23 protein-coding genes and 3 tRNA genes are annotated in these 23,131 nt (G+C 65.0%); 19 read left to right on the top strand and 7 right to left on the bottom strand.

Annotation, left to right across the window (positions count from 1 at the left end; genetic code table 11):
- Positions 1-203 precede the first annotated feature (203 nt).
- Genes purS through purL form a run of 3 tightly spaced genes read left to right on the top strand, consistent with a single transcriptional unit; the run spans position 204 to position 3,389 of the window.
- On the top strand, positions 204-434 hold the full coding sequence (purS, locus tag NUW87_RS07775) for a phosphoribosylformylglycinamidine synthase subunit PurS (protein ID WP_074432067.1): 231 nt from the start codon (positions 204-206) through the stop codon (positions 432-434).
- On the top strand, positions 431-1,105 hold the full coding sequence (gene purQ, locus NUW87_RS07770) for a phosphoribosylformylglycinamidine synthase subunit PurQ (protein WP_063937249.1): 675 nt from the start codon (positions 431-433) through the stop codon (positions 1,103-1,105). The genes purS and purQ overlap by 4 nt, the downstream gene beginning before the upstream one ends.
- 7 nt (positions 1,106-1,112) lie before the next feature.
- Positions 1,113-3,389 (top strand): phosphoribosylformylglycinamidine synthase subunit PurL, encoded by a 2,277-nt coding sequence (gene purL / locus NUW87_RS07765; protein ID WP_269027944.1) that lies wholly within the window; start codon positions 1,113-1,115, stop codon positions 3,387-3,389.
- A gap of 87 nt (positions 3,390-3,476) precedes the next feature.
- Here the strand turns inward: purL and NUW87_RS07760 are convergent, their stop codons facing one another.
- Positions 3,477-4,484 carry an acyl-CoA thioesterase gene (locus tag NUW87_RS07760; protein ID WP_239218063.1) on the bottom strand — a complete coding sequence of 336 codons (1,008 nt, stop codon included), beginning with the start codon at positions 4,482-4,484 and terminating at the stop codon, positions 3,477-3,479.
- A 24-nt stretch (positions 4,485-4,508) separates the two neighbouring features.
- Here NUW87_RS07760 and NUW87_RS07755 point away from each other — a divergent pair, with 24 nt between their 5' ends.
- The 3 genes from NUW87_RS07755 to purM are packed head-to-tail and all read left to right on the top strand — an operon-like array spanning position 4,509 to position 7,490.
- The gene (locus NUW87_RS07755) at positions 4,509-4,889 is read left to right on the top strand and encodes a sterol carrier family protein (protein ID WP_269027943.1); all 381 of its coding nucleotides are present in this window, start codon (positions 4,509-4,511) and stop codon (positions 4,887-4,889) included.
- Between the two features lie 24 nt (positions 4,890-4,913).
- The gene (purF, locus tag NUW87_RS07750; RefSeq protein ID WP_269027942.1) at positions 4,914-6,422 is read left to right on the top strand and encodes an amidophosphoribosyltransferase; all 1,509 of its coding nucleotides are present in this window, start codon (positions 4,914-4,916) and stop codon (positions 6,420-6,422) included.
- Positions 6,423-7,490, top strand: coding sequence for a phosphoribosylformylglycinamidine cyclo-ligase (gene purM, locus NUW87_RS07745; protein WP_269027941.1), 1,068 nt, complete (start codon positions 6,423-6,425; stop codon positions 7,488-7,490).
- Positions 7,491-7,541: 51 nt separating this feature from the next.
- Here purM and NUW87_RS07740 read toward each other — a convergent pair whose 3' ends face one another.
- Both NUW87_RS07740 and ygfZ read right to left on the bottom strand, forming a co-directional pair.
- Positions 7,542-7,742 (bottom strand): DUF3073 domain-containing protein, encoded by a 201-nt coding sequence (locus tag NUW87_RS07740; protein ID WP_181889030.1) that lies wholly within the window; start codon positions 7,740-7,742, stop codon positions 7,542-7,544.
- 131 nt (positions 7,743-7,873) lie between these two features.
- Entirely contained in the window at positions 7,874-8,926 is a 1,053-nt protein-coding gene (gene ygfZ, locus NUW87_RS07735) for a CAF17-like 4Fe-4S cluster assembly/insertion protein YgfZ (RefSeq protein ID WP_269027940.1), read from the bottom strand.
- Positions 8,927-8,948: 22 nt separating this feature from the next.
- Here ygfZ and NUW87_RS07730 point away from each other — a divergent pair, with 22 nt between their 5' ends.
- The gene (locus NUW87_RS07730; protein ID WP_269027939.1) at positions 8,949-9,845 is read left to right on the top strand and encodes an aminodeoxychorismate lyase; all 897 of its coding nucleotides are present in this window, start codon (positions 8,949-8,951) and stop codon (positions 9,843-9,845) included.
- Here the strand turns inward: NUW87_RS07730 and NUW87_RS07725 are convergent.
- Both NUW87_RS07725 and NUW87_RS07720 read right to left on the bottom strand, forming a co-directional pair.
- Positions 9,842-10,510 carry a heme-binding beta-barrel domain-containing protein gene (locus NUW87_RS07725; protein WP_269027938.1) on the bottom strand — a complete coding sequence of 223 codons (669 nt, stop codon included), beginning with the start codon at positions 10,508-10,510 and terminating at the stop codon, positions 9,842-9,844. The two genes, NUW87_RS07730 and NUW87_RS07725, sit on opposite strands and share 4 nt — an antisense overlap.
- Positions 10,503-11,228 (bottom strand): LmeA family phospholipid-binding protein, encoded by a 726-nt coding sequence (locus NUW87_RS07720; protein ID WP_269027937.1) that lies wholly within the window; start codon positions 11,226-11,228, stop codon positions 10,503-10,505. Before NUW87_RS07720 ends, NUW87_RS07725 begins: the two co-directional genes overlap by 8 nt.
- A gap of 34 nt (positions 11,229-11,262) precedes the next feature.
- On the opposite strand from NUW87_RS07720, the gene mshD reads away from it, so the two are divergent.
- The 5 genes from mshD (at position 11,263) to pstB (ending at position 16,470) form a co-directional block, all read left to right on the top strand.
- On the top strand, positions 11,263-12,135 hold the full coding sequence (gene mshD / locus NUW87_RS07715) for a mycothiol synthase (RefSeq protein ID WP_269027936.1): 873 nt from the start codon (positions 11,263-11,265) through the stop codon (positions 12,133-12,135).
- A 164-nt stretch (positions 12,136-12,299) separates the two neighbouring features.
- Entirely contained in the window at positions 12,300-13,451 is a 1,152-nt protein-coding gene (gene pstS, locus NUW87_RS07710; protein ID WP_269027935.1) for a phosphate ABC transporter substrate-binding protein PstS, read from the top strand.
- Between the two features lie 154 nt (positions 13,452-13,605).
- Positions 13,606-14,676: a phosphate ABC transporter permease subunit PstC gene (gene pstC, locus NUW87_RS07705; protein WP_269027934.1), complete on the top strand. Its 1,071-nt coding sequence runs from the start codon at positions 13,606-13,608 to the stop codon at positions 14,674-14,676.
- A gap of 151 nt (positions 14,677-14,827) precedes the next feature.
- Positions 14,828-15,655 carry a phosphate ABC transporter permease PstA gene (gene pstA / locus NUW87_RS07700; RefSeq protein WP_269027994.1) on the top strand — a complete coding sequence of 276 codons (828 nt, stop codon included), beginning with the start codon at positions 14,828-14,830 and terminating at the stop codon, positions 15,653-15,655.
- Between the two features lie 38 nt (positions 15,656-15,693).
- On the top strand, positions 15,694-16,470 hold the full coding sequence (gene pstB, locus NUW87_RS07695) for a phosphate ABC transporter ATP-binding protein PstB (protein WP_269027933.1): 777 nt from the start codon (positions 15,694-15,696) through the stop codon (positions 16,468-16,470).
- Between the two features lie 66 nt (positions 16,471-16,536).
- Here the strand turns inward: pstB and NUW87_RS07690 are convergent, their stop codons facing one another.
- A complete protein-coding gene (locus NUW87_RS07690; protein WP_239218084.1) occupies positions 16,537-17,268 on the bottom strand; it encodes a phosphate signaling complex PhoU family protein in 732 nt (243 codons plus the stop codon).
- A 27-nt stretch (positions 17,269-17,295) separates the two neighbouring features.
- Positions 17,296-18,456: a tRNA dihydrouridine synthase DusB gene (dusB, locus tag NUW87_RS07685; protein ID WP_269027932.1), complete on the bottom strand. Its 1,161-nt coding sequence runs from the start codon at positions 18,454-18,456 to the stop codon at positions 17,296-17,298.
- Between the two features lie 189 nt (positions 18,457-18,645).
- Between dusB and scpC the strand changes: the two genes are divergently transcribed.
- The 7 genes from scpC to NUW87_RS07650 all read left to right on the top strand — a co-directional run.
- Positions 18,646-20,154: a succinyl-CoA:acetate CoA-transferase ScpC gene (gene scpC / locus NUW87_RS07680; protein WP_269027931.1), complete on the top strand. Its 1,509-nt coding sequence runs from the start codon at positions 18,646-18,648 to the stop codon at positions 20,152-20,154.
- A gap of 52 nt (positions 20,155-20,206) precedes the next feature.
- Positions 20,207-20,279 (top strand) — tRNA-Lys (locus tag NUW87_RS07675).
- 82 nt (positions 20,280-20,361) lie between these two features.
- On the top strand, positions 20,362-21,168 hold the full coding sequence (gene zupT, locus NUW87_RS07670) for a zinc transporter ZupT (protein ID WP_269027930.1): 807 nt from the start codon (positions 20,362-20,364) through the stop codon (positions 21,166-21,168).
- A gap of 87 nt (positions 21,169-21,255) precedes the next feature.
- Positions 21,256-21,328 (top strand) — tRNA-Glu (locus NUW87_RS07665).
- A 1-nt stretch (position 21,329) separates the two neighbouring features.
- A tRNA-Asp gene (locus NUW87_RS07660) sits at positions 21,330-21,406 on the top strand.
- A gap of 257 nt (positions 21,407-21,663) precedes the next feature.
- Complete coding sequence (locus tag NUW87_RS07655) at positions 21,664-22,938, top strand: vWA domain-containing protein (RefSeq protein WP_269027929.1); 1,275 nt, start codon at positions 21,664-21,666, stop codon at positions 22,936-22,938.
- Between the two features lie 11 nt (positions 22,939-22,949).
- Positions 22,950-23,131, top strand: a 182-nt coding sequence (locus NUW87_RS07650) for a hypothetical protein (protein ID WP_439099503.1), incomplete at its 3' end; no start/stop codon positions are given.

Here is a 23,131-nt window from a genome sequence, read left to right as displayed (position 1 = left end):
ACTCAAGGGAAGATGGTTGATAGCAAAAACAAACTAACCGCGGCACTCAGATTGCGCTTGGCGAGATGACAGGTTTTCCCAAGAATTCACCGTTCGTTCACTTTTCGCCGGTCAGCTAGGGTTTCGGGCCGTGTCGGGGCGTCCGATATACTGACGCGCGTACCGCAAAGGTCGATCAACCTCCCGAAACGTGAAGGATTCTCATGGCACGAGTCGTCGTTAATGTCATGCCCAAGGCCGAAATTCTTGATCCGCAGGGTCAGGCGGTGCTCCGCGCACTGGGCCGGATTGGAGTCGAGGGGGTGACCGACGTCCGCCAGGGCAAGCGCTTTGAAATTGAGGTGGATGATTCGGTCTCCGACGCCGAGCTGCAGCGCATGGCTGAAACGCTGCTGACCAACACCGTTATCGAGGACTTCGAGGTTGTGCGATGAGCGCAACTATCGGAGTCATTACTTTCCCAGGCACGCTTGACGACGTTGACGCGCTGCGCGCCGTCCGCCTCGCCGGTGCCGAACCGCGCCAGCTGTGGCACGCGGACAATGACCTCACCGGCGTGGATGCGGTTGTCGTCCCGGGCGGCTTCTCCTACGGCGATTACTTGCGTTCGGGCGCGATCGCCGCGCAGGCGCCGATGATGGGAGCCGTCGTGGAGGCTGCGAAGAAGGGAATGCCTGTCCTCGGCATTTGCAACGGCTTCCAGATCCTCACCGAGACTGGCCTGCTGCCGGGCGCGCTGACCCGCAACCAGGGCCTGAACTTCCACTGCGTGGACACCTACCTCGAGGTGGAAAACACCGAAACCGCCTGGACCAGCCAGCTGGGCGAGCGTATCTACGTCCCCGCCAAGCACGGCGAGGGCCGTTTCCAGGCCGCTCCGGAGACCATTGAGGCGCTGGAGAAGGAGGGCCGTGTGGTGTTCCGCTACTCGGATAACTTCAACGGCTCCATCAACGGCATCGCCGGCGTGACCAACGAGACCGGCCGCGTGGTGGGTCTCATGCCGCACCCGGAGCACGCCATTGAGACGCTGACCGGCCCGTCCACGGACGGTCTCGGCCTGTTCACTTCCGCCATCGACGCGATTTCGAAGATCGGAGCGTAGACCCGAAATGACTGTGCACAACGACACCGTCGACAACGCCTTCGACACCCCGGAGCTCGAGCAGCCGTACGCCGAGCTGGGGCTGAAGGACGACGAGTACGCCAAGATCAAGGCGATTCTGGGCCGCAGGCCTACCGACGCGGAGCTGACGCTGTACTCCGTCATGTGGTCCGAGCACTGCTCCTACAAGTCCTCTAAGACGCACCTGCGCTACTTCGGCCAGACCATGACCGAGGAGATGGCCTCGAAGATCCTCGCCGGCATCGGCGAGAACGCCGGCGTGGTGGACATCGGCGGCGGCGACGCGGTGACCTTCCGCGTGGAAAGCCACAACCACCCCTCCTTCGTGGAGCCCTACCAGGGTGCGGCCACCGGTGTCGGCGGCATCGTCCGCGACATCATGGCCATGGGCGCCCGCCCGATCGCCGTGATGGACCAGCTGCGCTTCGGCGCCATCGACGCCGACGACACCAAGCGCGTCCTGCCGGGTGTGGTCCACGGCATCGGTGGCTACGGCAACTGCCTGGGCCTGCCCAACATCGGCGGCGAGACCGTCTTTGACCCGGCGTACGCCGGCAACCCGCTGGTCAACGCGCTGTGCGTGGGCACGCTGAAGGTGGATGACCTCCACCTGGCGTTCGCCTCCGGCACCGGCAACAAGGTCATCCTGTTCGGCTCCCGCACCGGCCTCGACGGCATCGGCGGCGTGTCCGTGCTGGGCTCCGCCACCTTCGAGGAGGGCGAGGAGCGCAAGCTGCCGGCCGTGCAGGTGGGCGACCCGTTCGCGGAGAAGGTCCTTATCGAGTGCTGTCTCGAGCTCTACGCCGCCGGCGTGGTCGAGGGCATCCAGGACCTGGGCGGCGGCGGCCTGTCCTGCGCCACCTCCGAGCTCGCGGCGTCCGGCGACGGCGGCATGACAGTCAACCTGGACAATGTCCCACTGCGCGCGGAGAACATGTCCGCCGCGGAGATTCTCGCCTCCGAGTCGCAGGAGCGCATGTGTGCGGTTGTGGCGCCGGGGGACGTCGATAAGTTCATGGAGATCTGCGCCAAGTGGGACGTGCTTGCGTCCGTCATCGGCGAGGTCACCTCGGACGAGGATCGCCTCCAGGTGTTCCACAACGGCGAGCTCGTGGTGGACGCCCCGCCGTCAACCATCGACGAGGGCCCGGTCTACGAGCGCCCCTACGCGCGCCCGGATTGGCAGGACGGTGTGCAGGGCGGGGGTGACGTCGAGAAGCAAAGCGGCATCAAGGACGCATGGCTGAAGATGGTCGCATCGCCCGCGCTGTGCTCGCGCGACTTCATCACGGAGCAGTACGACCGCTACGTGCGCGGCAACACTGTGCAGGCCAAGTACGCCAACTCCGGCGTGCTGCGCATCAACGAGGAGACCAACCGCGGCGTTGCCGTCTCCGCTGATGCGTCCGGCCGCTACACCTACCTCGACCCGAACATGGGCGCGCGCCTCGCGCTGGCGGAGGCGTACCGCAATGTCGCCGTCACCGGCGCCACACCGGTTGCGGTGACCAACTGCCTCAACTTCGGCTCCCCGGAGAACCCGGACGTGATGTGGCAGTTCCGCGAGGCGGTGCACGGGCTTGCCGACGGCTCCGCTGAACTGGCCATCCCAGTCTCCGGTGGCAACGTGTCCTTCTACAACCAGACCGGCGAGACGCCGATCCTGCCCACCCCCGTAGTCGGTGTGCTGGGCGTGATGGAGGACGTGGAGAAGGCCATCCCGCACGCGCTGCCGTCCGCGGACGAGCAGTACACCCTGTTTCTGCTGGGCGAGACCAAGGACGAGTTCGGCGGCTCCGTGTGGCAGGACATCTCCGGTGCGGGCCTGGCTGGCCTGCCGCCGCAGGTGGACCTGGCCAACGAGGCGCGCCTGGCGGAGTTCTTCGCCGGCAACGCCGCCGGCATCGCGGCCGCGCACGACCTGTCCGAGGGCGGCCTGTCCCAGGCGGTGTTCGAGCTGCTGCTCGGCTCTGACAAGGGCGCGGAGCTGAACCTGGAGGGCGTGCACGCGGACGCGTTCACCGCGCTGTTCTCCGAGTCCGCCTCCCGCGTCCTGGTCGCCGTGACCAGCGACCGTGCAGAGGCAGCCGTGGAGCGCGCGACCTCCGCGGGCATACCGGTCACTGTGCTGGGAGAGACCACCAACGACGGCGTGCTGCACGTCGCTGGCGAAGAGGTCCAGATGCTGGAGCTCGCCGGTGCGTGGGCGGCGACCATGCCGTCGCACTTCGCGGCCGCAACGGCGCCGAACGCGGCGGTTTAACGGTTCAGCGCGACCACCAATAAAGCATTTGGGGAATGTGGCAATTATTTGCCACATTCCCCAAACGCTTATACGGGTGCGGAAAACTTAGGACGTGCGCTGCACCGGCGGCAGCGGCTTGACCAGCGGCACCGGCTCGTACTGCCCGCGCAGATCCTTGAGCGTCTGCGTGTGCTCCCACAGCCGCTTGTCCTCCTCGGTCACCGGCGTGAACTGGCGCGCCGGCAGGGGGCTGCCGTCGATGTCGATGCCGATGTAGGTGAACGTGGCGTGGATGGCGTCCTTCAGGTTCTCGCGCCCGCCGCGCGGGTCGCCGGCGCGCAGGTGCACCGAGGTGTGGATGGAGCGCGAGTCGGTGCGGGTGATGCGCGCATCCACCTCGATCAGGTCGCCGATGTGCACGGGCTGGTAGAAGCGGATGCCGCCGGCGTAGACCGCCACGGTGCGCTCGCCGGACCACTCCATGGTGCAGGCCAGGCCGGCCTCGTCGATCCATTCCATGGCGGTGCCACCGTGGACATTGCCGCCCCAGTTCACGTCGGTGGGTTTGGCCATGAAGCGGTGCACGATGCGCGGGGCGGTGGAGTCGTCGGTGTAGGTTTGCGCCTCCATCTCCGACTCGATGGCCTGGCGCAGCCCGATGCGGGACTTCGCGGCATCGGCGACGCGGCGCTCCTCGTCGTCGGTGGGCACGAAGGTGGGCACCGCCATGGACTTGCCGGTGTCGGGGTCCTTGGCCACGAAGACCACGAGGCAGTCGCAGGCGCGGGTGAACACGCCCTCGCGGGGGTCGGCGGAGAGCACCTCGTTGACAATGTGCATGGACGACCGCCCGGTCATAGCGATGCGGGAGCGCACCTCCACGATGTGGCCCGAGGGGATCGGGCGGGTGAAGTGGATGTGCCCCACGTATGCGGTGACGCAGTACGTGGCGGACCACTGTGCGGCGCAGGCGTAGGCGGCTTTATCGATCCACTCCAGCACGCGGCCGCCGGAGACACCTTGGGCGCCGTGGTGCAGCACGTCGGTGGGGGAGGCCATGAATCGCAGGGTCACGGACGGGGAGCGCTCGGCGGCGACGCGGGTATTCGGCATGGGGCCACCTTAATATGGAGTGTCATGGTGCAGAAACAAGACCCGGCGCTGACACGTGAGGCGATCCAGCAGGTGGCTGGGTGGTTGGAAGGTGGGGAAGCGGAGCCGTCGAGAAGCGAGCTTGCGAATGCTTGCCGGCGCACCGCGCGCACCCTCGCCGAGGAGCTCCCGGGCCACTCAGTGGAGCTGCGTGTGCCGCCGTTTGTGGCGGTGCAGTGCGTCGAGGGGCCGCGGCACACGCGCGGCACCCCGCCGAACGTGGTGGAGATGCGACCGGAGACGTGGTTGCGGCTGGCCACTGGGCTGGGCTCGTTCGACGAGGAGCTCGAGCGGGGGACTATCGACGCCTCCGGTTCCCGCGCCGCAGAAATCGCCGCCGGCCTTCCCGTGATTGCGCTGCGCTAGGCGGACTCGGATACAGTGAGGGGCGTGTTTACGGAGAGCCCTAAACCAAGTCAGGACTTCGATATCGACAGCGACACCCCGCGCGACGAATGCGGCGTGTTCGGCGTCTGGGCGCCGGGCGAGGACGTGGCCAAGCTGAGCTACTTCGGCTTGTTCGCGTTGCAGCACCGCGGCCAGGAAGGCGCCGGTATCGCGGTAGGAGACTCGGACAAGCTGGTGGTGTTCAAGGACACCGGTCTGGTCAGCCAGGTCTTCGACGAACCCGCGCTGGAAGCACTGCAGGGCGACGTGGCCATCGGTCACACCCGCTACTCCACGGCCGGGGGCAACTCGTGGGAGAACGTCCAGCCGATGTTCCGCACCTCGCCCAACGGCACGGACATCGCGCTGGCGCACAACGGCAACCTGGTCAACTACCTGGAGCTGCAGAACGAGGCGATTGAGAAGAAGCTCATTTCTCCTACCGGGGTAAATGGCCAGGGCTCGTCCTCGGACACCGCGGTGGTTTCGGCGTTGTTGGCCGATCTGGTCACTGAGGGCAAGACGCTTCTCGACGCCGCACGTGAACTCCTGCCCCGCGTCAAGGGCGCATTCTGTTTCATGGTCACCGACGGCCACACGCTCTACGCCGCGCGCGACCCGCACGGCGTCCGACCGCTGTCGCTGGGCCGCCTCGACGGCGGCTGGGTGGTTGCCTCCGAGACTTGCGCGCTGGACATCGTCGGCGCCTCCTTCGTCCGCGACATCGAGCCGGGCGAGATGGTCGCCATCGACGAGACCGGCGTGCACTCCGAGCGCTTCGCCGAAACTCCGAAGGCGCACTGCGTGTTCGAGTACGTCTACGTGGCGCGCCCCGATTCCGTCATCGACGGCCAGACCGTCAACGCGTCCCGCATCGAGATCGGCCGCCGCCTGTCCAAGGTCAGCCCAGTGGAGGCGGACCTGGTCATGCCCGTGCCGGAATCCGGCACCCCTGCGGCGATCGGCTACGCGGAAGCATCCGGCATCCCGTTCAAACAGGGCATGATGAAAAACGCGTACGTGGGCCGCACGTTCATCCAGCCCTCCGACACCCTGCGCCAGCTGGGCCTGCGCTTGAAGCTCAACCCGGTGCGCGAAGTCATCGAGGGCAAAAAGCTCGTGGTGGTGGACGATTCCATCGTGCGCGGCAACACGCAGCGCAAACTCATCCGCATGCTGCGGGAGGCGGGCGCGGCGGAGGTGCACGTGCGCATCGCTTCGCCGCCGGTGAAGTGGCCGTGCTTCTACGGCATCGACTTCGCCAGCCCCGGCGAGCTGATTGCCAACCACGGCCGCACGGATTCGGAGGAGGCGATCGCCGAGTCCATCCGCACGATGGTCGGGGCGGATTCACTAGCATTCGTGCCTATCGACGACATGATCGCCGCCTCGAACCAGCCCAAGGAAAACCTCTGCGCGGCCTGCTTCACTGGCCACTACCCACTGGGTCTGCCGGAGGGCAACCCCAACGCCGACCTTGTCCGACGCATCCAGAAAGGTGCAGAAGCCTAAATGAGTACTGAACAGCAACCCGTGTCCTACGAAGCCGCCGGCGTGTCCATCGAGGCCGGCGACAAGGCCGTGGAGCTTTTCGCCCCGCACGCCAAGCGCGCCACCCGCCCGGAGGTCCGCGGCGGCCTGGGCGGGTTTGCCGGCCTGTTCGCGCTGGGCAAGTACAAAGAGCCGCTGCTGGCGGCAGGCTCTGACGGCGTGGGCACGAAGCTCGCTGTGGCGCAGGCGATGGACAAGCACGACACCATCGGCATCGACCTGGTGGCCATGTGCGTGGACGACCTGGTCGTCTGCGGCGCCGAGCCGCTGTTTCTGCAGGACTACATCGCCATCGGCAAGGTCGTGCCCGAGAAGGTCGCCGAGATCGTCTCCGGCATCGCCGAGGGCTGCGTCCAGGCCGGCTGCGCACTGCTCGGCGGCGAGACCGCTGAGCACCCGGGCGTGATGGACCCGGACGAGTACGACGTCTCCGCCACCGCCGTCGGCGTCGTCGAGGCTTCCGAGCTGCTCGGCCCGGATAAGGTCCGCGAGGGCGATGCCATCATCGCGATGGCGTCCTCCGGCCTGCACTCCAACGGCTACTCCCTGGCCCGCCACGTGCTGCTGGAGCGCGCCGGGCTGCCGTTGGACGCGGAGATGGAGGAGCTGAACCGCACTCTCGGCGAGGAGCTTTTGGAGCCGACCCGCATCTACGCCCTGGACTGCCTGGCGCTGGCCGCCGAGTGCGACGTACGCACCTTCTGCCACGTCACCGGTGGCGGCCTGGCCGGCAACATGGAGCGCATCATCCCCGAGGGCCTGGTGGCGGACATGCGCCGCACCACCTGGACGCCGGGCCCGATCTTCCGCACCATCAAGTCCGTCGGCCAGGTGCCGGACGAGGAGATGGAAAAGACGTTCAACATGGGCGTCGGCATGGTCGCCGTGGTCAGCCCGGAGGATCGGGACCGCGCCCTGGCGATCCTGGCCGCGCGCCACATCGACGCGTGGGACCTAGGCGAGGTCCGTGCCGCGGGCGAGGGCGACACTGCCCGGGCCGTGCTGACCGGTTCGCACCCGCAGTACTAGGCAAAAGGAAAAGCACCCCGCGAGGGGTGCTTTTTGTTGAGGCTGTGGACGTTAGCGGTCGTCGTCCTCGTCGTCCCAGTCCGCGTACTCCGCGTACTGGTCGTCCACCTCAGCCTCGTCGTCGTCCCAGCTGCGTCGCGGGGCCTGGCCTGCAAGCTCACGTTGCAGGGAATCCAGGTCCATTTCAGGAGTGTTGTACTTCAGCTGGCGAGCAACCTTGGTCTGCTTGGCTTTTGCGCGTCCGCGGCCCATGGCGTGACCCCCTTGAGGTGGTTCTTGGGCGGCCTTCTTAAGAGGCGGCCTCATACTTATTTACGATATTTTCCTGTAGGACACTATAGCTTGCGCTCAGGAAAAATGCGCTTCGGGGGTCTGAACAGCATTTATAGCTGGCTTTCAGGTCCGCGCCTGAGCCTATCGACGGCACGGCGCCCCGCATGCTCACCCTCATCCTCCGGCAACGACGACTGGTCCACCGACGCCGCCGTGCCGTCGATGTCCAGCGGGGCCTGCAACGCAGAACGCTTCACCAGCGCGAGCGCGACCGGTCCCTCGTCGGCATCGTGCACCACGGTGCCGAGCCTGCCCACCTTGCGACCGCCTGCGGTAATCTCTGCGCCGCTTTCGGGCTCGTTCGGCGAGGAGCCGTCCAGCTGCAGCTTGACCAGCAGGCGCGGGGAACGGCCCAGGTTCTCCACGCGGGCGACGGTTTCCTGTCCGCGGTAGCACCCCTTTTCTAGGTGTACGGCGCGGATGGCCTCGCCGCGGTTGATCAGGCTCGGGGCCTCGTGCGGGATGGACTTTTCGTCCAGATCCGCGCGCGTTTCCGGCTCGCCCGCGGCAACGCGGTAGGCGGTAAACGCCATCAGGCCCGCGAGCGGGAACTGGTCGGCGACCTGGCCAATCTGCGGCTTCGGCACCGCGATGTCGGTGCGGCCGATCCCGCCCCAGCCGTCGAGGCGACGGGTGAACACTTGGCCCAGGTCCGGCTCCGCCACCGGCCCCAGGATGGTGAGCACGCCCAGGTCCGGCTCCTCAATGGTCACCTCGGACCAGAACACCATCTTGCGCAGGAAGTCCACGAAGGAATCTCGCTGGTAGGAGGGTAGATCGAAGTAGTAGACACTGCCTGCCACTGCCACGTCCGCGTGGTGCAGGATCCGCCCCTGCGCGTCCAGGTCCAGGGCGGAAGCGGCGAAGCCGTCGGCCACATCGTCCAACTTCTGCGACAGCAGGTTGTTCAGGAACGCCGGCGCGTCCGGCCCGGAGACGGCGACGACGGCGCGGTGGGAGCGGTCCACCAGCGTCGGCTCGGTAATACGCTGCTCCACGAGGGGGTTGCCGTAGTGCCAGGGGACACCTTTGGCGTCGAGAAGCGAAGGTCCGGGCAGCTCCTGTGCGCCGGGACGTGTCAAAAGCTCCGTTGCGTAACCCATGGACGCCTATCATAGGGGCACTATGGTTTTTCCCCAGCTAACGCCAGCGCCCGTGATCTACCTGGTGGAGCCGTTCGGCGGCTCGGTGCGGCGCCAGAACCCGAACATGCCGCACGTGTTCTGGGACGACGCGGCCGTCACACGCGGCGACGGCATCTTCGAGTCCATCCTGGTGCGCGGGGGCAAACCGCAGAACCTGGACAAGCACCTGCAACGCTTCGCGCGCTCCGCGGAACTTTTGGGCCTGCCTGAGCCGGGCCGGGAACACTGGATTCGCGCGACTGAGGAAGCCGTGGCCGACTACTGCCGCGAGCGCGGGGACGCTCCGGACATCGAGGCCAAGTGCACCTGGACCATGACCCGCGGCCGCGAAACCACTGGAGTGCCCACCGCGTGGATCACCGTGCGGCCGCTGCCGAAAAAGGTGCTGCGCCAGCGCGAACGCGGCGTGAGTGTGCTGACCACCCCGCGCGGCTACGCCATCGACCTCAACGTGCCGTGGATGCGAGACGGCGCGAAAACGCTCAACTACGCGCTGACCATGGCTGCGCTGCGTTGGGCGGGCGAGCAGGGTGCGGACGACATCATCTACGTCGACCCTGAGACTGGGCGCGTGCTTGAGGGGGCGACATCGAGCGTGCTCATGGTGAAAAAGGGCGGGCGCCTGCGCACACCAGCCCCCGGGGCGGGCGTGATGGCCGGCACCACTCAGGCCGCCGTCTTCGAGCACGCGGAAAAGCTGGGCTGGAAGTGCAAGACCAAAGACATTTACCTCAACGAGCTATTCAAAGCAGAGTCGGTCTGGCTGGTCAGCTCCACCCGCATCGCCGCGCGCGTGAAGCGCCTCGACGGCGAAAAGCTGCCCGCCCCCGACAACGCGTCGGAGATCAGGCAGCTCATTGAAGACGCGATAGGCTAGCCTGCCATCCGCTTCAGCTCGGCGGACATGTAGGGCACCGACTCGCCGTCGACGACGCGCTCGTCCACCCAGCCCAAGTTGTTGTTGGGCATCAGGCCGTAGAGGCGCTTGCCTGGGCCGTGGGCCGCTGGGCCGGTCTCCGTGGCGATGGTGGAGGCGCTCGTGAGCTGCCATGCGCGCTCGTTGACCAGCCCGCCGTACATGATCTCCACCAGGCCGCGGGAATTCGTCAACGTCACCTCAATCTCGTCCTTGAGCGAGATGCGCCAAAAACCCACCTCGCGCTGGTCCGCGCCGGTGGCGTTGCCCTCGGAGTCCAGGCGCCAGATGCGGGACTCGAAACGCAGGTAATTCTCGCCATCGTGGGAAACGATGAGCTGCTGGCCAAAGGCGTACTCCTCGCCCTCCGGGTCGGAGGGGTCGTTGGCCTGGCCGGAGCCGGACCACACGCCGACGAGCGGCAGCAGGGCCAACAGGCCGTCGTGGAGCGAGGGACCGTAACGCAGGTTCGCGGTGTCCGCCTCGAGCGGCATGTCCTCAAAACCCAGCTCCGGGATGTTGCGGTGGGCGGTGTTTTTGGACTGCTCCGCCGCGAGGTTCACAGCGTCGTTGCCGTTGAGCTTGTTGTCTTGAGCGTGTTCCGGGGTGTTGTTCTGTTCAGTCATGCTTTCCCAGCGTAGACGCTCCCGCCAGCGGCTCCAGATCCGCAGGTTCCACCACGGTGTTTACGCGGTCGCGGGAGAGTTCAAACGAACCACCGCGCAGCTGCACCAAGTCCGCGGGCCCGCCCAGGGGCAACTCGCGGGTGTCCAGGTCGAAGGTGAACCCGTCCAGCACGGTTTGTTCTTCGCCAGCTGCGACGTCGATGAGTTGGCTGGGGCGCATGTGGAACGTGCCGTTGACAATCCGCAGTGTCACCACCACCGTCGCGGGCTCTCGCGCGCCGGGCACAGTGCCGGTCAGGCGCGCCTCGCTGGCCACGCCGCCGGCGGGGGAGATGTCGTAGGGGTTGGCCATGTCCAGATCGGTGATGCCCAGTAGCTCGCCGAAGCCGACGCCGTCCAAGCGGATGCGGCGGCGCACCAGGCGGGCATCCGCGCCGACGACCTCGCCGCGCAGCGCATCCGCGGGGTTGTCCAGCTTCAGGTTGAACATCTCCACACTCACGGTGCCCACCCCGGGGCCGGGAATGTCCGCGTCGGTGCGTTTCACGGTGACGCGGGGGACGCGGCCGGTGATGCCGGACCACACAAACGGCACGGCGCTGACCTCCGCCTCCACGCCCTCGCGTGCGAGGTCGTGCTCCACATGCGAGGCCAGTGCGGTATCCGCGAGCCCGAGGGCTGCGACGAGCGCTACCGCAACCACGGCTGCTTTCTTCACCGCGCCCTCCTTCCTGCACGTAGCCTTGGGAGCCATGACTGCAGATATCCTAAGCGCCCACCTGCCCGGCGACCGCGTGCGACCCTTGCTTGAAGCCGCCGAAGATGCCGATGGCATCGCCGCCTTTTCTGAAAGTTTTGTGCAGGGGCTTGACGACGAGCGCGTGCGCCATACGCACTTCCTGGTCGAAAACGGCGGCGACGTGGTGGCCTGCGCGGGGCTGGCGGAGGACGGCTCCGCGGAGCTGGTCGTGCACCCTGACTTCCGCCGCAAGGGGATCGGCGAGGCGCTGGCGCGCAAAGTCCGTGCGGAAAACCCCGGTGCTGGCCTGTGGGCGCACGGCAACCTTGCGGGGGCGAAGGCGCTCGCGGCGAAACTGGGGCTCAGCGTGTCTCGAGAGCTGCTGGTGATGGGGATTTCCGCCGACGACATCTCTAGTGGCGGGCCTGAGTTGCCGGATGGGTTCGAAGCGCTGGACTACGTAGGTGCGGTGGAGCGTTGGGGACGGGACGCCGTCGAGAAGCAGTGGCTCGAAGTGAACAACGACGCGTTTTCCTGGCACCCCGAGCAAGGTGGCTGGGACCTGGAGCGGTTACACCGCGCGATGGAAGCCGACTGGTTCGATCCTGCAGGTGTGCAATTGCTGTATGAGGGCGAACAGTTGGCTGGGTTCCACTGGACCAAACGTCACCCCGATGGGGCGGGTGAGGTGTATGTGGTTGGGCTCGCCTCACGTCATCGGGGGGAGGGGATGGGGGGACCACTGATGCAAATGGGGTTAAACCACCTTGTCGGAGGGGGATCACCGCAGGTCATCCTCTATGTTGAGGCGGATAATGTTCCTGCCGTGAAGCGGTATTTGCAGCTCGGCTTCAAGGTTGATGAAAGTCACGTTGTGTACAAGTAGCCTGGACTTAACCTGCGAAAACAGTGTGATGGACGGGAGTTCACCAGTTATTCACTTAACTGGCTACCGGCCATTAACCAGGGTTCCGTAGGTTTTCACTTGTGAGTATTCGGACAGTTGCTCCGACACTCGAAACTGACCCGTTAGCACCGGAAAGGTATCCCGTGATCCGTAACTTCAAGCGCACCGCCGCAATCGCTGGCGTCGTTGCCCTCTCTTCCGCTTCCCTCGTCGCTTGCGGCGACTCCGAGGACAACGCAGCTACCGAAGCTGTTGAGTCCGCAACCGAGGCCGTTTCCTCCGACGACAAGGACGGCAAGGACGGCGACGCGGCTTCCGGCGACTACGAACTCTCCGGCCAGGAAGGCACCCTCGTTGCTGAGGGCGCTTCCTCCCAGCAGAACGCGATGGACTACTTCGCGTCCGTCTACGCATCCGAGGTTCCGGGTGCTCAGCTGGCTTACACCCCGTCCGGCTCCGGCTCCGGCCAGAAGAACTTCATCGCCAACCAGGCTGTCTTCGCGGGTTCTGACTCCCCGCTGAAGGACGACCAGGTTGAGGCTGCTGCAGAGCGCTGCGGCGGCAACGAGGCTTGGCACCTGCCGTTCGTTATCGGCCCGGTCGCCGTCGCCTACAACCTCGAGGGCGTGGACGAGCTGAACCTGACCGTCGACAACATTGTCGAGATCTTCCAGGGCGTCATCACCACCTGGAACGACCCGAAGATCGCCGAGAACAACGAGGGCGTCGAGCTTCCGGACGCTCCGATCAACGTCTTCTACCGCTCCGACGAGTCCGGCACTTCCGACAACTTCCAGAAGTTCCTGGCTGCCGCTTCCGACGGCAAGTGGGAGTCCACCGGCAAGGCATTCCCGAACTCTGTGGGCACCGGCGCCAACGGCTCCTCCGGTGTGGCACAGGAGGTCAACGCAACCGAGGGTGCAATCACCTACGTCGAGGCTGGCTTCGCTGACAAGAAGGCCAACATCGACTTCGGTGGCGGCCCGGTCGAGCTGACCGACGAGGCTGTTGAGAAGACCCTGGACAACCTCGAGTTCAAGACCGAGGGCCACAACATGGTCGTCGACGCTGACAAGCTGTTCAAGACCGACGTCGCTGGCGCATACCCGCTGGTCCTGACCACCTACGAGATCGTCTGCTCCGCAGGCTACGACGAGTCCACCTCCAAGATGGTCAAGGACTTCCTCAACGTCGCACTGGACAGCCAGGATGAGGAGCTCGCTTCCGAGGGCTTCATCCCGGTCAAGGGTGCACACGCTGAGCGTCTGCGTGAGGCTATCAACGCCATCAAGTAAACGCTGGCAAACCGGCCTTCGCGGTCTTAACGCCGCGGTAGGCAGATAGACCCCCTCAGATTGCGATCTCGGGGGGTCTCTCTATGCGGAGACGCGGAGCGCGAGCCCCATTTTCCGCCGTCCACAATGATTCATCTTCGAAGGATTCGAGCATATGGCTGCTAACGATCACCTCGACCGCGGCGCAGGGCCCGCGAACACCACTGATCCTGTAATCCAGAACTCCACGGGCGCCACTCTGACCAAGGAGCACGAGGAGAAGGCTCCCCTGACGGGCGAATCCGGCAAAGGTGCCGGCGTGAAGCGTCCCGGCGACCGCGTCTTCGAGTTCCTCTCCACCATCTCCGCAACCCTGATCACTGTGCTGGTCGCGGCGATCGGCATCTTCCTGCTCATCCAGGCTCTCCCGCCCCTGATGCGTAACGACCGTGGCGTGCTGGGCTTCCTCACCTACGGCGGCCAGTGGCAGACGTCGAACCTGGAGGCGATGAAGTTCGGTATCCCGAACATGTTCTTCTCCACGGTGACCATTTCCCTGATCGCGCTGATCATCGCGATGCCGATTGCACTCGGCGTGGCGCTGTTTTTGTCCAACTACTGCCCGCCGAAGCTGGTTCGCCCGCTGGGCACCCTGGTGGACATGCTCGCCGCTGTGCCGTCGATCGTCTACGGCCTGTGGGGCGCGCAGGTGCTCGGCCCGCTGCTGGGCCACTTTTACAAGTGGGTCAACAGCTGGGGCGGAGACTTCTTCCTGTTCGCCACCTACCAGAACTCCCCGCCGTTCTCCACGGCCCGCAACATGATGACCGGTGGCATCGTCCTGGCCATCATGATTCTGCCGATCATCGCCGCAACCGCCCGCGAGATCTTCGTGCAGACCCCTCCCGGCCAGATCGAGTCCGCACTGGCGCTCGGTGCCACCCGCTGGGAAGTTATCCGCATGACCGTGATCCCGTTCGGCATGTCCGGCTTCATCGCCGGTTCCATGCTGGGCCTGGGCCGCGCACTGGGTGAAACCATGGCGCTGTACATGGCCGTGGCACCGGCGAACGACTTCCGCGGCTCCCTGTTCGACGGCGGCACCACCTTCGCCACCGCGATCGCCAACGCCGCCGCAGAGTTCAACAACCCGGTCTCCGCAGGCGCCTACATCGCAGCCGGCCTGGTGCTGTTCCTGCTGACCTTCATCGTCAACTCGATCGCGCGCGCGATCGTTAACAAGTAAGGAGCGGAAAGCAGAAATGTCTACTGCAGTACCGAACAACGGCTCCTCCCAGGTAGCTACCCAAAAACCCGCTCCGGCACGCAGCTCTCGCGGCAACGGCGAGAGCCCATTCACGGACATCGCTTCAAGCCGCAAGACCACCAACTCCATCATGGGCGGCCTGATGTGGCTGTGCATGATCCTCGCGCTGATCCCGCTGCTCTGGCTGCTCATCACCGTGGTCTCCCGCGGCCTGGGCGCCGTGCTCGACCCGGCCTGGTGGACCCAGGACATGGTCGGGGTCCGCTCCTCCAAGCCGGGCGGCGGCGCACTCCACGCCATCGCCGGTACCCTCATGCAGACGCTGGTTGCGTCGCTGTTTTCCATCCCGATCGGTATCTTCACCGCGATCTACCTGGTGGAGTACTCCAACGGCAACAGGCTGGGCAAACTGACCACCTTCATGGTGGACATCCTCTCCGGTGTGCCGTCTATCGTTGCGGCGCTGTTCGTCTACGCCCTGTGGATCACCATCCTGGGCCAGCAGCGCTCCGGCTTCGCGGTGTCGCTTTCGCTGATCCTGCTCATGATCCCGGTTGTGGTCCGCAACACCGAGGAGATGCTGCGCGTGGTTCCGATGGACCTGCGAGAGGCCTCCTACGCACTGGGTGTTCCCAAGTGGAAGACCATCATGCGCATCGTGCTGCCGACTGCGCTGTCCGGCATCGTCACTGGTGTCATGCTCGCCATCGCTCGTGTGATGGGCGAATCCGCTCCGGTGCTGATCCTCGTCGGCTCCACCCCGACCACCAACTGGTTCAACATGTTTGACAAGCCGCAATCCTCGCTGCCGCTGTTCATGCTGGACATGTGGAAGTCCGGTGCAACCGGCCCGGCAAACGACCGACTCTGGGGCGCGGCGCTGACGCTCGTGATCCTCGTTGTCACCCTGAACCTGCTCGCACGTTTCGTGGCGAAGCGCTACTCGGTCAAGAAGTAACCCACCCGCGTTCCCACACCCACCCAGGAGAAACCCAGATGTCTACCAAGCTCGAACTCAACGACGTCAACATCTACTACGGCGACTTCCACGCCGTGCAGAACGTCAACATGCAGATCCCGTCCAAGGCCGTGACCGCCTTCATCGGCCCGTCCGGCTGCGGCAAGTCCACCGTGCTGCGCACTCTGAACCGCATGCACGAGGTCATCCCCGGCGCCTCCGTGACGGGCGAGATCCTCCTCGACGGCAACGACATTTACGGCAAGAACGTCGACCCGGTCGCCGTGCGCAACACCATCGGCATGGTGTTCCAGAAGGCTAACCCGTTCCCGACCATGTCCATCGAGGACAACGTCGTGGCAGGGCTGCGCCTGTCCGGCGAGAAGGACAAGAAGAAGCTCAGGGAGGTCGCCGAGCAGTCCCTGCGCGGTGCGAACCTGTGGGAAGAGGTCAAGGACCGCCTGGACAAGCCGGGCGGCGGCCTCTCCGGCGGCCAGCAGCAGCGTCTGTGCATCGCGCGTGCGATCGCGGTGCGCCCTGAGGTCCTGCTTATGGACGAGCCCTGCTCCGCCCTGGACCCGATCTCCACCCTGGCCGTGGAGGACCTCATCCACGAGCTGAAGAACGAGTACACCATCGTGATCGTGACCCACAACATGCAGCAGGCTGCGCGTGTGTCCGACAAGACCGCCTTCTTCTCCCTCGAGGCCACCGGCAAGCCGGGCCACCTGGTGGAGTTCAACGACACCACCACCATCTTCGAGAACCCGGAGCAGAAGGAGACCGAGGACTACATCTCCGGTCGCTTCGGCTAAAGCACTCCGCTTTACGACGCCCCTTACGGTGCACCACGTACCGTAAGGGGCGTCGCCCTTTTGCACCTACTTCTGGATGCGGAACTTGCGCTCGATGGTGGCGAATTTCTCCGCCGGGTCGTAGTCCACCTCGTCTCGCTGCTGCACGTACGCCTCAGGATTGAGCCCGGTGATGAGGAAGACCATGCGGCGGCCCACGCTGACGCAGCGGTCGGCGTAGCGTTCGTAGTAGCGCGCCAGCATAGACACGTCGACGGCTTCCCGGTTGGTGAACTGCCATTCCCGGTCGGTCACCAGGGTGCTGAGGAAGGCCTTCATGTCGTCCACGCCTTCGTCGATAGTGTGCAGCTCCACGGCGGCGTCGGCGTCAGGCTCGACCAGTAGTTTCCGCGTCGCGGCACCCATCTCGTAGACGAGGCGGGCGAGCTCCTGGATGTAGCCTTGCAGCTGCTCGGGGTAGACGGGGGAGGGGTGGTGCAGGCGGGCCAACAGCGCAATGTTCTTCGCAAGGGACCCCATGCGTTCGAAGCTTTCCACGATGTAGATCGCGGAGATCACTTGGCGCAGGTCGTAAGCGACGGGGCTGTGCAGCGCGAGAAGGCTCATGCTGCGTTCTTCGCAGCGCTGGCTGATCTCTTTGAGCGTGTCGGTGGCTGTGAGGGCGGCCTCGGCGTCCTCTAAAGACTGCTCCAAGAGCGCGGCTGTGGCATATCCCATAACTTCGCGCACGGAGTCGCACATCTCGAGGACGTCTTCGTTGAAGGCCTGGAGATGTTCCCTGTACACGGTGCGTAGCATGGCTACATGCTACGGGAACCGGGGATGTTACCCGCCGTTATTTTCAATTTCGGCGCCTTCCGGCACGGTGTCGTCCTCCGGGTCGTCCAGCCACCCCTCGGGTAGGGCTATCTTGCCGGCGGAGCCTTGGCGCCCACGGGCGTCGTCGGCGTGCTGGGCCTTTTCTTCAGAGTCCGCGATGGGGGCGAGGCGCTCTTTCAGCTCTGTTAGGGAGCTGACCTGGGCCAGCGACTTGCGGAATTCGCCGCCCACGGGGAAGCCGCGCAGGTACCAGCCGGTGTGTTTGCGGATGTCGCGGCAGGCGTGTTCCTCGCCGTCGTGGGCGGCCAGCAGCTCCGCGTGACGGTAGATGATGCTTGCAACCTGCCCCAGGGTGGGCTCCGGCGGGATCTCCTCGCCGCGCAGCTGCGCGCCGAGCTGGGCGAACAGCCACGGCCGTCCCAGGCATCCGCGGCCGACCTCCACGCCGTGGCAGCCGGTTTGCTCCATCATCTTCGCCGCGTCGTCGGCGGCGAAGATATCGCCGTTGCCGATAACGGGCACGCCGGTGCCGTCCATGTGCTCGACCAGGCGGCCGACCTCGTCCCAGTGCGCCACGCCCGAATAGCGCTCGGCGCCGGTGCGGGCGTGCAGTGCCACGGCGGCCGCGCCGGCTTCGGCGGCGATCCTTCCCGCATCAAGGTGCGTGTGGTGCTCGTCGTCGATGCCGATGCGGAATTTCACCGTGATCGGGATGCCGGAGCCTTCGGCAGCGCGCACCGCTGCGTCGACGATGTTGCCGTAGAGGCGTCGCTTGTATGGGATGGCGCAGCCGCCGCCTTTGCGGGTGACCTTGGGAACGGGGCAGCCGAAGTTCATGTCCACGTGGTCGGCGATGTTTTCGTCCACGATCATGCGCACCGCTTCGTAGGTGAACTTCGGGTCCACGGTGTACAGCTGCATCGACCGCGGGGTCTCCACGTCGGCAAAGGTGGTCATGTGCAGGGTTTTCTTGTTGCGGGCAACCATGGCGCGCGCCGTGATCATCTCGCAGACATACAAACCGGAGGAGGTGCCGGTGAGCTCTTCTTCAATCTCGCGGCACAGCACGCGAAACGGCATGTTTGTCACCCCGGCCATCGGCGCGAGGATGACGGGGGAGCTCAGATCAATGCCGCCGATTGTCAGGGCGGGGGCAACTGCAGTCATAGTGCGGCCCATTCTTCCTGTGCAGCATGGGTCCCGTCCAATCGTCGGGTTTACGCCCGTTCGGGGGTACGGTCCCGTCGCTAAGCACTTGCTTTACGACGCACTCCGCCCGGTTTCTGGCAGTGGGGCGTACGTCACAATATTGTGGGGAATGTTATCTACCCGCACGAAACGATTTGAGGGAGCATCATGAGCGACCGCATTGCAAGCGCCAAGCTGCGTGACAAGGTCATGTCCGCCGAAGAGGCCGTCCAGTTTGTCAACCACGGCGACAAGGTCGGCACCTCCGGCTTCACCGGCGCCGGCTACCCCAAGGCCCTGCCGGCCGCGATTTCGGAGAAGGCGAAGGCCGCCCACGACAAGGGCCAGGACTTCTCCATCGACATGTACACCGGCGCCTCCACGGCCCCGGAGTGCGACGGTGTGCTGGCAGAGGCCGGTGCGCTGCGCTACCGCATGCCGTACCAGTCCGACCCGACCATGCGTAAAAAGATCAACGCTGGCGAGATGAAGTTCCAGGACATCCACCTGTCGCACTCCGGCATGATGGTTGAGCAGGGCTTCTTCGGCGAGGTGGACTTGGCCATCGTCGAGGCAGTGCGCATCACCGAAGAGGGCAACATCGTCCCGTCTTCCTCGGTGGGCAACTCCGTGGAGTTCCTCAACGCCGCGAAGAAGATCATCATCGAGGTCAACGAGTGGCAGTCCGAGGAGCTCGAGGGCATGCACGACATCTGGACCGTGCCGCCGCTGCCGAACCGTATCCCGATCCCGATCACCAAGTGCGGCGACCGCATCGGCACCACCTACATCGAGATCGACCCGGAGAAGGTCGTCGCCGTCGTTAAGACCAACGACCCGGACCGCAACGCCCCGTTCAAGGCGCCGGACGAGATCTCCGAGCAGATCGCCGGCAACTTCCTGGACTTCTTGGAAAACGAGGTCAAAGCCGGCCGGCTGGCCTACGACGGCTACGTCATGCAGTCCGGCGTGGGCAACGTCCCCAACGCCGTGATGGCGGGCCTAATGGACTCCAAGTTTGAGAACATCCAGGCCTACACCGAGGTGATCCAGGACGGCATGGTTGACCTCATCGACGCTGGCAAGATGACCGTGGCGTCCGCGACCTCGTTCTCCCTATCGCCGGAGTACGCGGAGAAGATGAACAACGAGGCGTCGCGCTACCGCGAGTCCATCATTCTGCGCCCGCAGTCCATCTCCAACCACCCGGAGGTCATCCGCCGCACCGGCCTGATCGCGTCCAACGGCATGATCGAGGCGGACATCTACGGCAACGCCAACTCCACCCACATCAACGGCTCCCGACTGATGAACGCCCTGGGCGGCTCCGGCGACTTCACCCGAAACGCCTACATCTCCTCCTTCATCTCCCCGTCGGTGGCGAAGGACGGCGCTATTTCCGCCATCGTCCCGTTCGCGTCCCACATCGACCACAACGAGCACGACGCCATGGTCTTCATCACCGAGTACGGCGTTGCCGACCTGCGTGGCCTGGCTCCGCGCGACCGCGTGGCCAAGATGATCTCCATCGCCCACCCGTCGTACCGCCCGCTGCTGGAGGAGTACGTCGAGCTCGCTTCCAAGTGCAAGTACCAGGCAACCCCGCACGACCTGCGCCACGCCTTCGACTTCCACCTGCGCATGGAAGAGACTGGCACGATGCTGAAGCAGGACTAAGCCAGCCCCGATTTCCGGGCTAATGGGCCCACGGGCTACCATTAGCCCCCGCGGGCCTTTAGCTCAGCTGGTAGAGCTACGGACTTTTAATCCGCAGGTCGCGGGTTCGAGCCCCGCAGGGCCCACCGCATGCCTCGGCCGTATTCGGCCGGGGCATTTTGCGTATCCGCGCCCCCGGCTACTGGGCTGAACTGCTAGGTTTACGCCATGGATCTTGCAGCAGCTACCCCGGGTGCCGTCACCGTCGCGCTCGGGATCTCTCTGTTGGCGGGCCTGTCCACCGGCTTCGGCGGCCTTATCGTGGCGCTGAAGCGCTCCCCGGGGCCAGGCTTTCTAGCTGGCGCGTTGGGGTTTTCCGCCGGCGTGATGGTCTACATCTCATTTATGGAGCTTCTGCCCGAGGGGATCGACGGGCTTGCAGAAGCGGGCAACGTATCCGCGGAGCTGTGGGGCGCAGTGGCGTTTTTCGCCGGCATTGCGCTCATCGCGCTGATTGACAGGTTCGTGCCGGAGGAGATCAACCCGCACGAAGAGCCGGACGCTTCCGGGGTGAGCCGCGCCCGGCTGCGCAACGTCGGCGTACTCAGCGCCACGGCAATCGCGGTGCACAACTTCCCGGAGGGGTTTGCCACGTTCGCGGTGGCGTTGGCGGACCCAGCGCTTGCGTTGCCGATCGCGATCGCGATTGCCATCCACAACATCCCCGAGGGCATCGCCGTGGCCGTGCCGCTGCGGCAGGCCACCGGATCGAAGTGGAAAGCTGCCGGTTGGGCCACCCTGTCGGGTCTGGCGGAGCCGCTCGGTGCTGTCATTGGTTTTCTGCTGTTGCGGCCGTTTCTGGGCCCGCAGACGTTGGGCTACACCTTCGCCGCGATCGCCGGAATCATGGTCTTTGTCAGCCTGGACAAACTGCTGCCCACCGCTATTGCCACAGGCAAGCACCACACCGCCATCTACGGCATGATCATCGGCATGGCTGTCATGGCAGCCAGCCTGCTCATGCTGCCTGGCTAGGGGAGTGTACGGAAAAGCCCAATGTACTGCTCATTTGGATGCTGCGGGCGCGCTGTCGTATGATTCAACGGCTGTCTTTGATGACAGGCCCCCATCGTCTAGAGGCCTAGGACTCCGCCCTTTCACGGCGGCAACACGGGTTCGAATCCCGTTGGGGGTACGGCCCTGTGGCGCAGTTGGTTAGCGCGCCGCCCTGTCACGGCGGAGGTCGCGGGTTCAAGTCCCGTCAGGGTCGCCAAATGCAAGCCAGTTCTCGGAAATCCGGGGACTGGCTTTTTGCTATCTCCGGAACATCTGTTGCCAAAGTGTTGGTCCACTTTTATTGTGGTCTGTGACAATGGACACATAAGGAAGAGGGCCCGAGCAATGTCGCATGTCAAATGGGGAAGTCGGTCCGTGGCCGTGTGCGTACTTGTCGTCGCTTGCATGCTGGCGTGGGTAGCGCCTGCATTCGCGACGGAGACGACGAATCGGCCCGCGGAATCGAGCACTGCAGTGAGCACTGAGACGAAGACGTTGTCGAGCTCGACCACGAGGGCGTCGGCAAGCGCGGGCTCCGCAGACGCGAAGGCGGTCCTGATCCTGGATGCGTCCTACTCCATGGTTGAGGAGGACGCCGAGGGCCCGCGTATAGACGCGGCGAAGAAGGCGACCCACGAGCTGGTTGAATTCCTGCCGCCGACCGCGAAGATGGGGCTCATTGCCTACGGTGCACAGGAATCCAATGCGCCCGACAATCGCGAAAAGGGCTGCAAAGACATCCAGAGCCTCGTACCTATTGGCGAGGTGGACAAGAAAGAGTTCGGCGCGGCTATCGACGGGCTGACGCCGAAGGGCTACACGCCGATGGGCAACGCGCTGCGCAAGGCTGCAGAGCAGCTGGGTAGCGACGGCGAGCGCTCGATCATTCTGGTCTCCGACGGTATCGACACTTGCGCGCCGCCCGAGGTGTGCGACGTGGCCAAAGAGCTGGCGGGCGACGGCGTGGACCTGGCGATCCACACCGTCGGGTTCAAAGCTGACGAGGAGGCCCGCGCGGAGCTGGAGTGCATCGCGGAAGCTGGCGGCGGGCAGTTCCTGGAGGCGGCCGATGCGAGCAGCTTGGCGCAGTCGCTGAAGTTTTTGTCCCAGCGCGGGGTGGAGAAGTACCAGACGGGTGGCACGCCTTTTGAGTTCTCGGACACCCCAGAGGGCGCGAAGTGGCTGGGCGAAGGCCAGTACCAGACCACGGTGACCCCGGACCGGGGTACTGCGAAGGACCGGTACTTCCGCATTTCCGTGCCGCCGCGCCACCACGCGCGTGTGGTGTTTTCTCCCGTGTGGCAGACCGAAGGCACATGGGGAGACGGGCACCTGAAAATTGATCCGGTGGAGCTGACCAACGAGGGTGATGCGGAGTGTGGCTGGTTCCCGGTTACGCACACTGCATTCGTCTCTGCTGGGCCGGACTACGGGATCGAATCTGCGACTGCTTCAGCAGAGCGCAACGATGAGTCGGACATGGAGTGCGATATGAGCGACATCCTGGTCCAGACGCAAATCTCTGACGTTGAGGGCAACGAAACCGGGGACATCGGGCTCGAGGTCAGTGTGTTCTATGAGCCGATTCCCGGCGATGAGGAGAAAACTGAGTGGTCAGACGGCAAAATTATCAAAGCTGGAGACTACCTTGGCGAGATGCCGATGAAGAACCCGGAGTTGTCAGTGGGTGAATGCGCCACCTCGACTTGGAGGTTGTTGTGGCGGGTCGTTGGACTCCGAAAGATGTGAAGGCTGCGTCTGTGGCGCGGCTTGTTGCAGGCGATGATGTCGGCGAGATTGCGCGTGATGCCGGTGTGGCAGAGGCCACGGTTTATGAATGGGTCAAGCAAGCTGGTGCGCTCCCACCGATGAAGGCGTTGGCACGCGCACGCGACCAACTCATCGACGACGCGGTGGCGCTGGTGGCTTCAGGTATGTCGGT

The sequence above is a fragment of the Corynebacterium pilbarense genome (assembly GCF_026930265.1).
Classification (GTDB): Bacteria; Actinomycetota; Actinomycetes; order Mycobacteriales; family Mycobacteriaceae; genus Corynebacterium; species Corynebacterium pilbarense.
Note: the sequence above shows the minus strand (reverse complement) of the source record. Positions and strands in the feature narration are given on the sequence as shown.

Coding starts and splice junctions, on each gene's coding strand:
- pstC (WP_269027934.1), top strand. CDS start 13,606: ATGGCTGCTAACGATCACCTCGACCGCGGCGCAGGGCCCGCGAACACC.
- purL (WP_269027944.1), top strand. CDS start 1,113: ATGACTGTGCACAACGACACCGTCGACAACGCCTTCGACACCCCGGAG.
- scpC (WP_269027931.1), top strand. CDS start 18,646: ATGAGCGACCGCATTGCAAGCGCCAAGCTGCGTGACAAGGTCATGTCC.
- NUW87_RS07740 (WP_181889030.1), bottom strand. CDS start 7,742: ATGGGCCGCGGACGCGCAAAAGCCAAGCAGACCAAGGTTGCTCGCCAG.
- dusB (WP_269027932.1), bottom strand. CDS start 18,456: ATGACTGCAGTTGCCCCCGCCCTGACAATCGGCGGCATTGATCTGAGC.
- purM (WP_269027941.1), top strand. CDS start 6,423: ATGAGTACTGAACAGCAACCCGTGTCCTACGAAGCCGCCGGCGTGTCC.
- purQ (WP_063937249.1), top strand. CDS start 431: ATGAGCGCAACTATCGGAGTCATTACTTTCCCAGGCACGCTTGACGAC.
- mshD (WP_269027936.1), top strand. CDS start 11,263: ATGACTGCAGATATCCTAAGCGCCCACCTGCCCGGCGACCGCGTGCGA.
- NUW87_RS07730 (WP_269027939.1), top strand. CDS start 8,949: ATGGTTTTTCCCCAGCTAACGCCAGCGCCCGTGATCTACCTGGTGGAG.
- NUW87_RS07725 (WP_269027938.1), bottom strand. CDS start 10,510: ATGACTGAACAGAACAACACCCCGGAACACGCTCAAGACAACAAGCTC.
- purS (WP_074432067.1), top strand. CDS start 204: ATGGCACGAGTCGTCGTTAATGTCATGCCCAAGGCCGAAATTCTTGAT.
- NUW87_RS07755 (WP_269027943.1), top strand. CDS start 4,509: ATGGTGCAGAAACAAGACCCGGCGCTGACACGTGAGGCGATCCAGCAG.
- pstB (WP_269027933.1), top strand. CDS start 15,694: ATGTCTACCAAGCTCGAACTCAACGACGTCAACATCTACTACGGCGAC.
- pstA (WP_269027994.1), top strand. CDS start 14,828: ATGGGCGGCCTGATGTGGCTGTGCATGATCCTCGCGCTGATCCCGCTG.
- NUW87_RS07690 (WP_239218084.1), bottom strand. CDS start 17,268: ATGCTACGCACCGTGTACAGGGAACATCTCCAGGCCTTCAACGAAGAC.
- NUW87_RS07760 (WP_239218063.1), bottom strand. CDS start 4,484: ATGCCGAATACCCGCGTCGCCGCCGAGCGCTCCCCGTCCGTGACCCTG.
- zupT (WP_269027930.1), top strand. CDS start 20,362: ATGGATCTTGCAGCAGCTACCCCGGGTGCCGTCACCGTCGCGCTCGGG.
- ygfZ (WP_269027940.1), bottom strand. CDS start 8,926: ATGGGTTACGCAACGGAGCTTTTGACACGTCCCGGCGCACAGGAGCTG.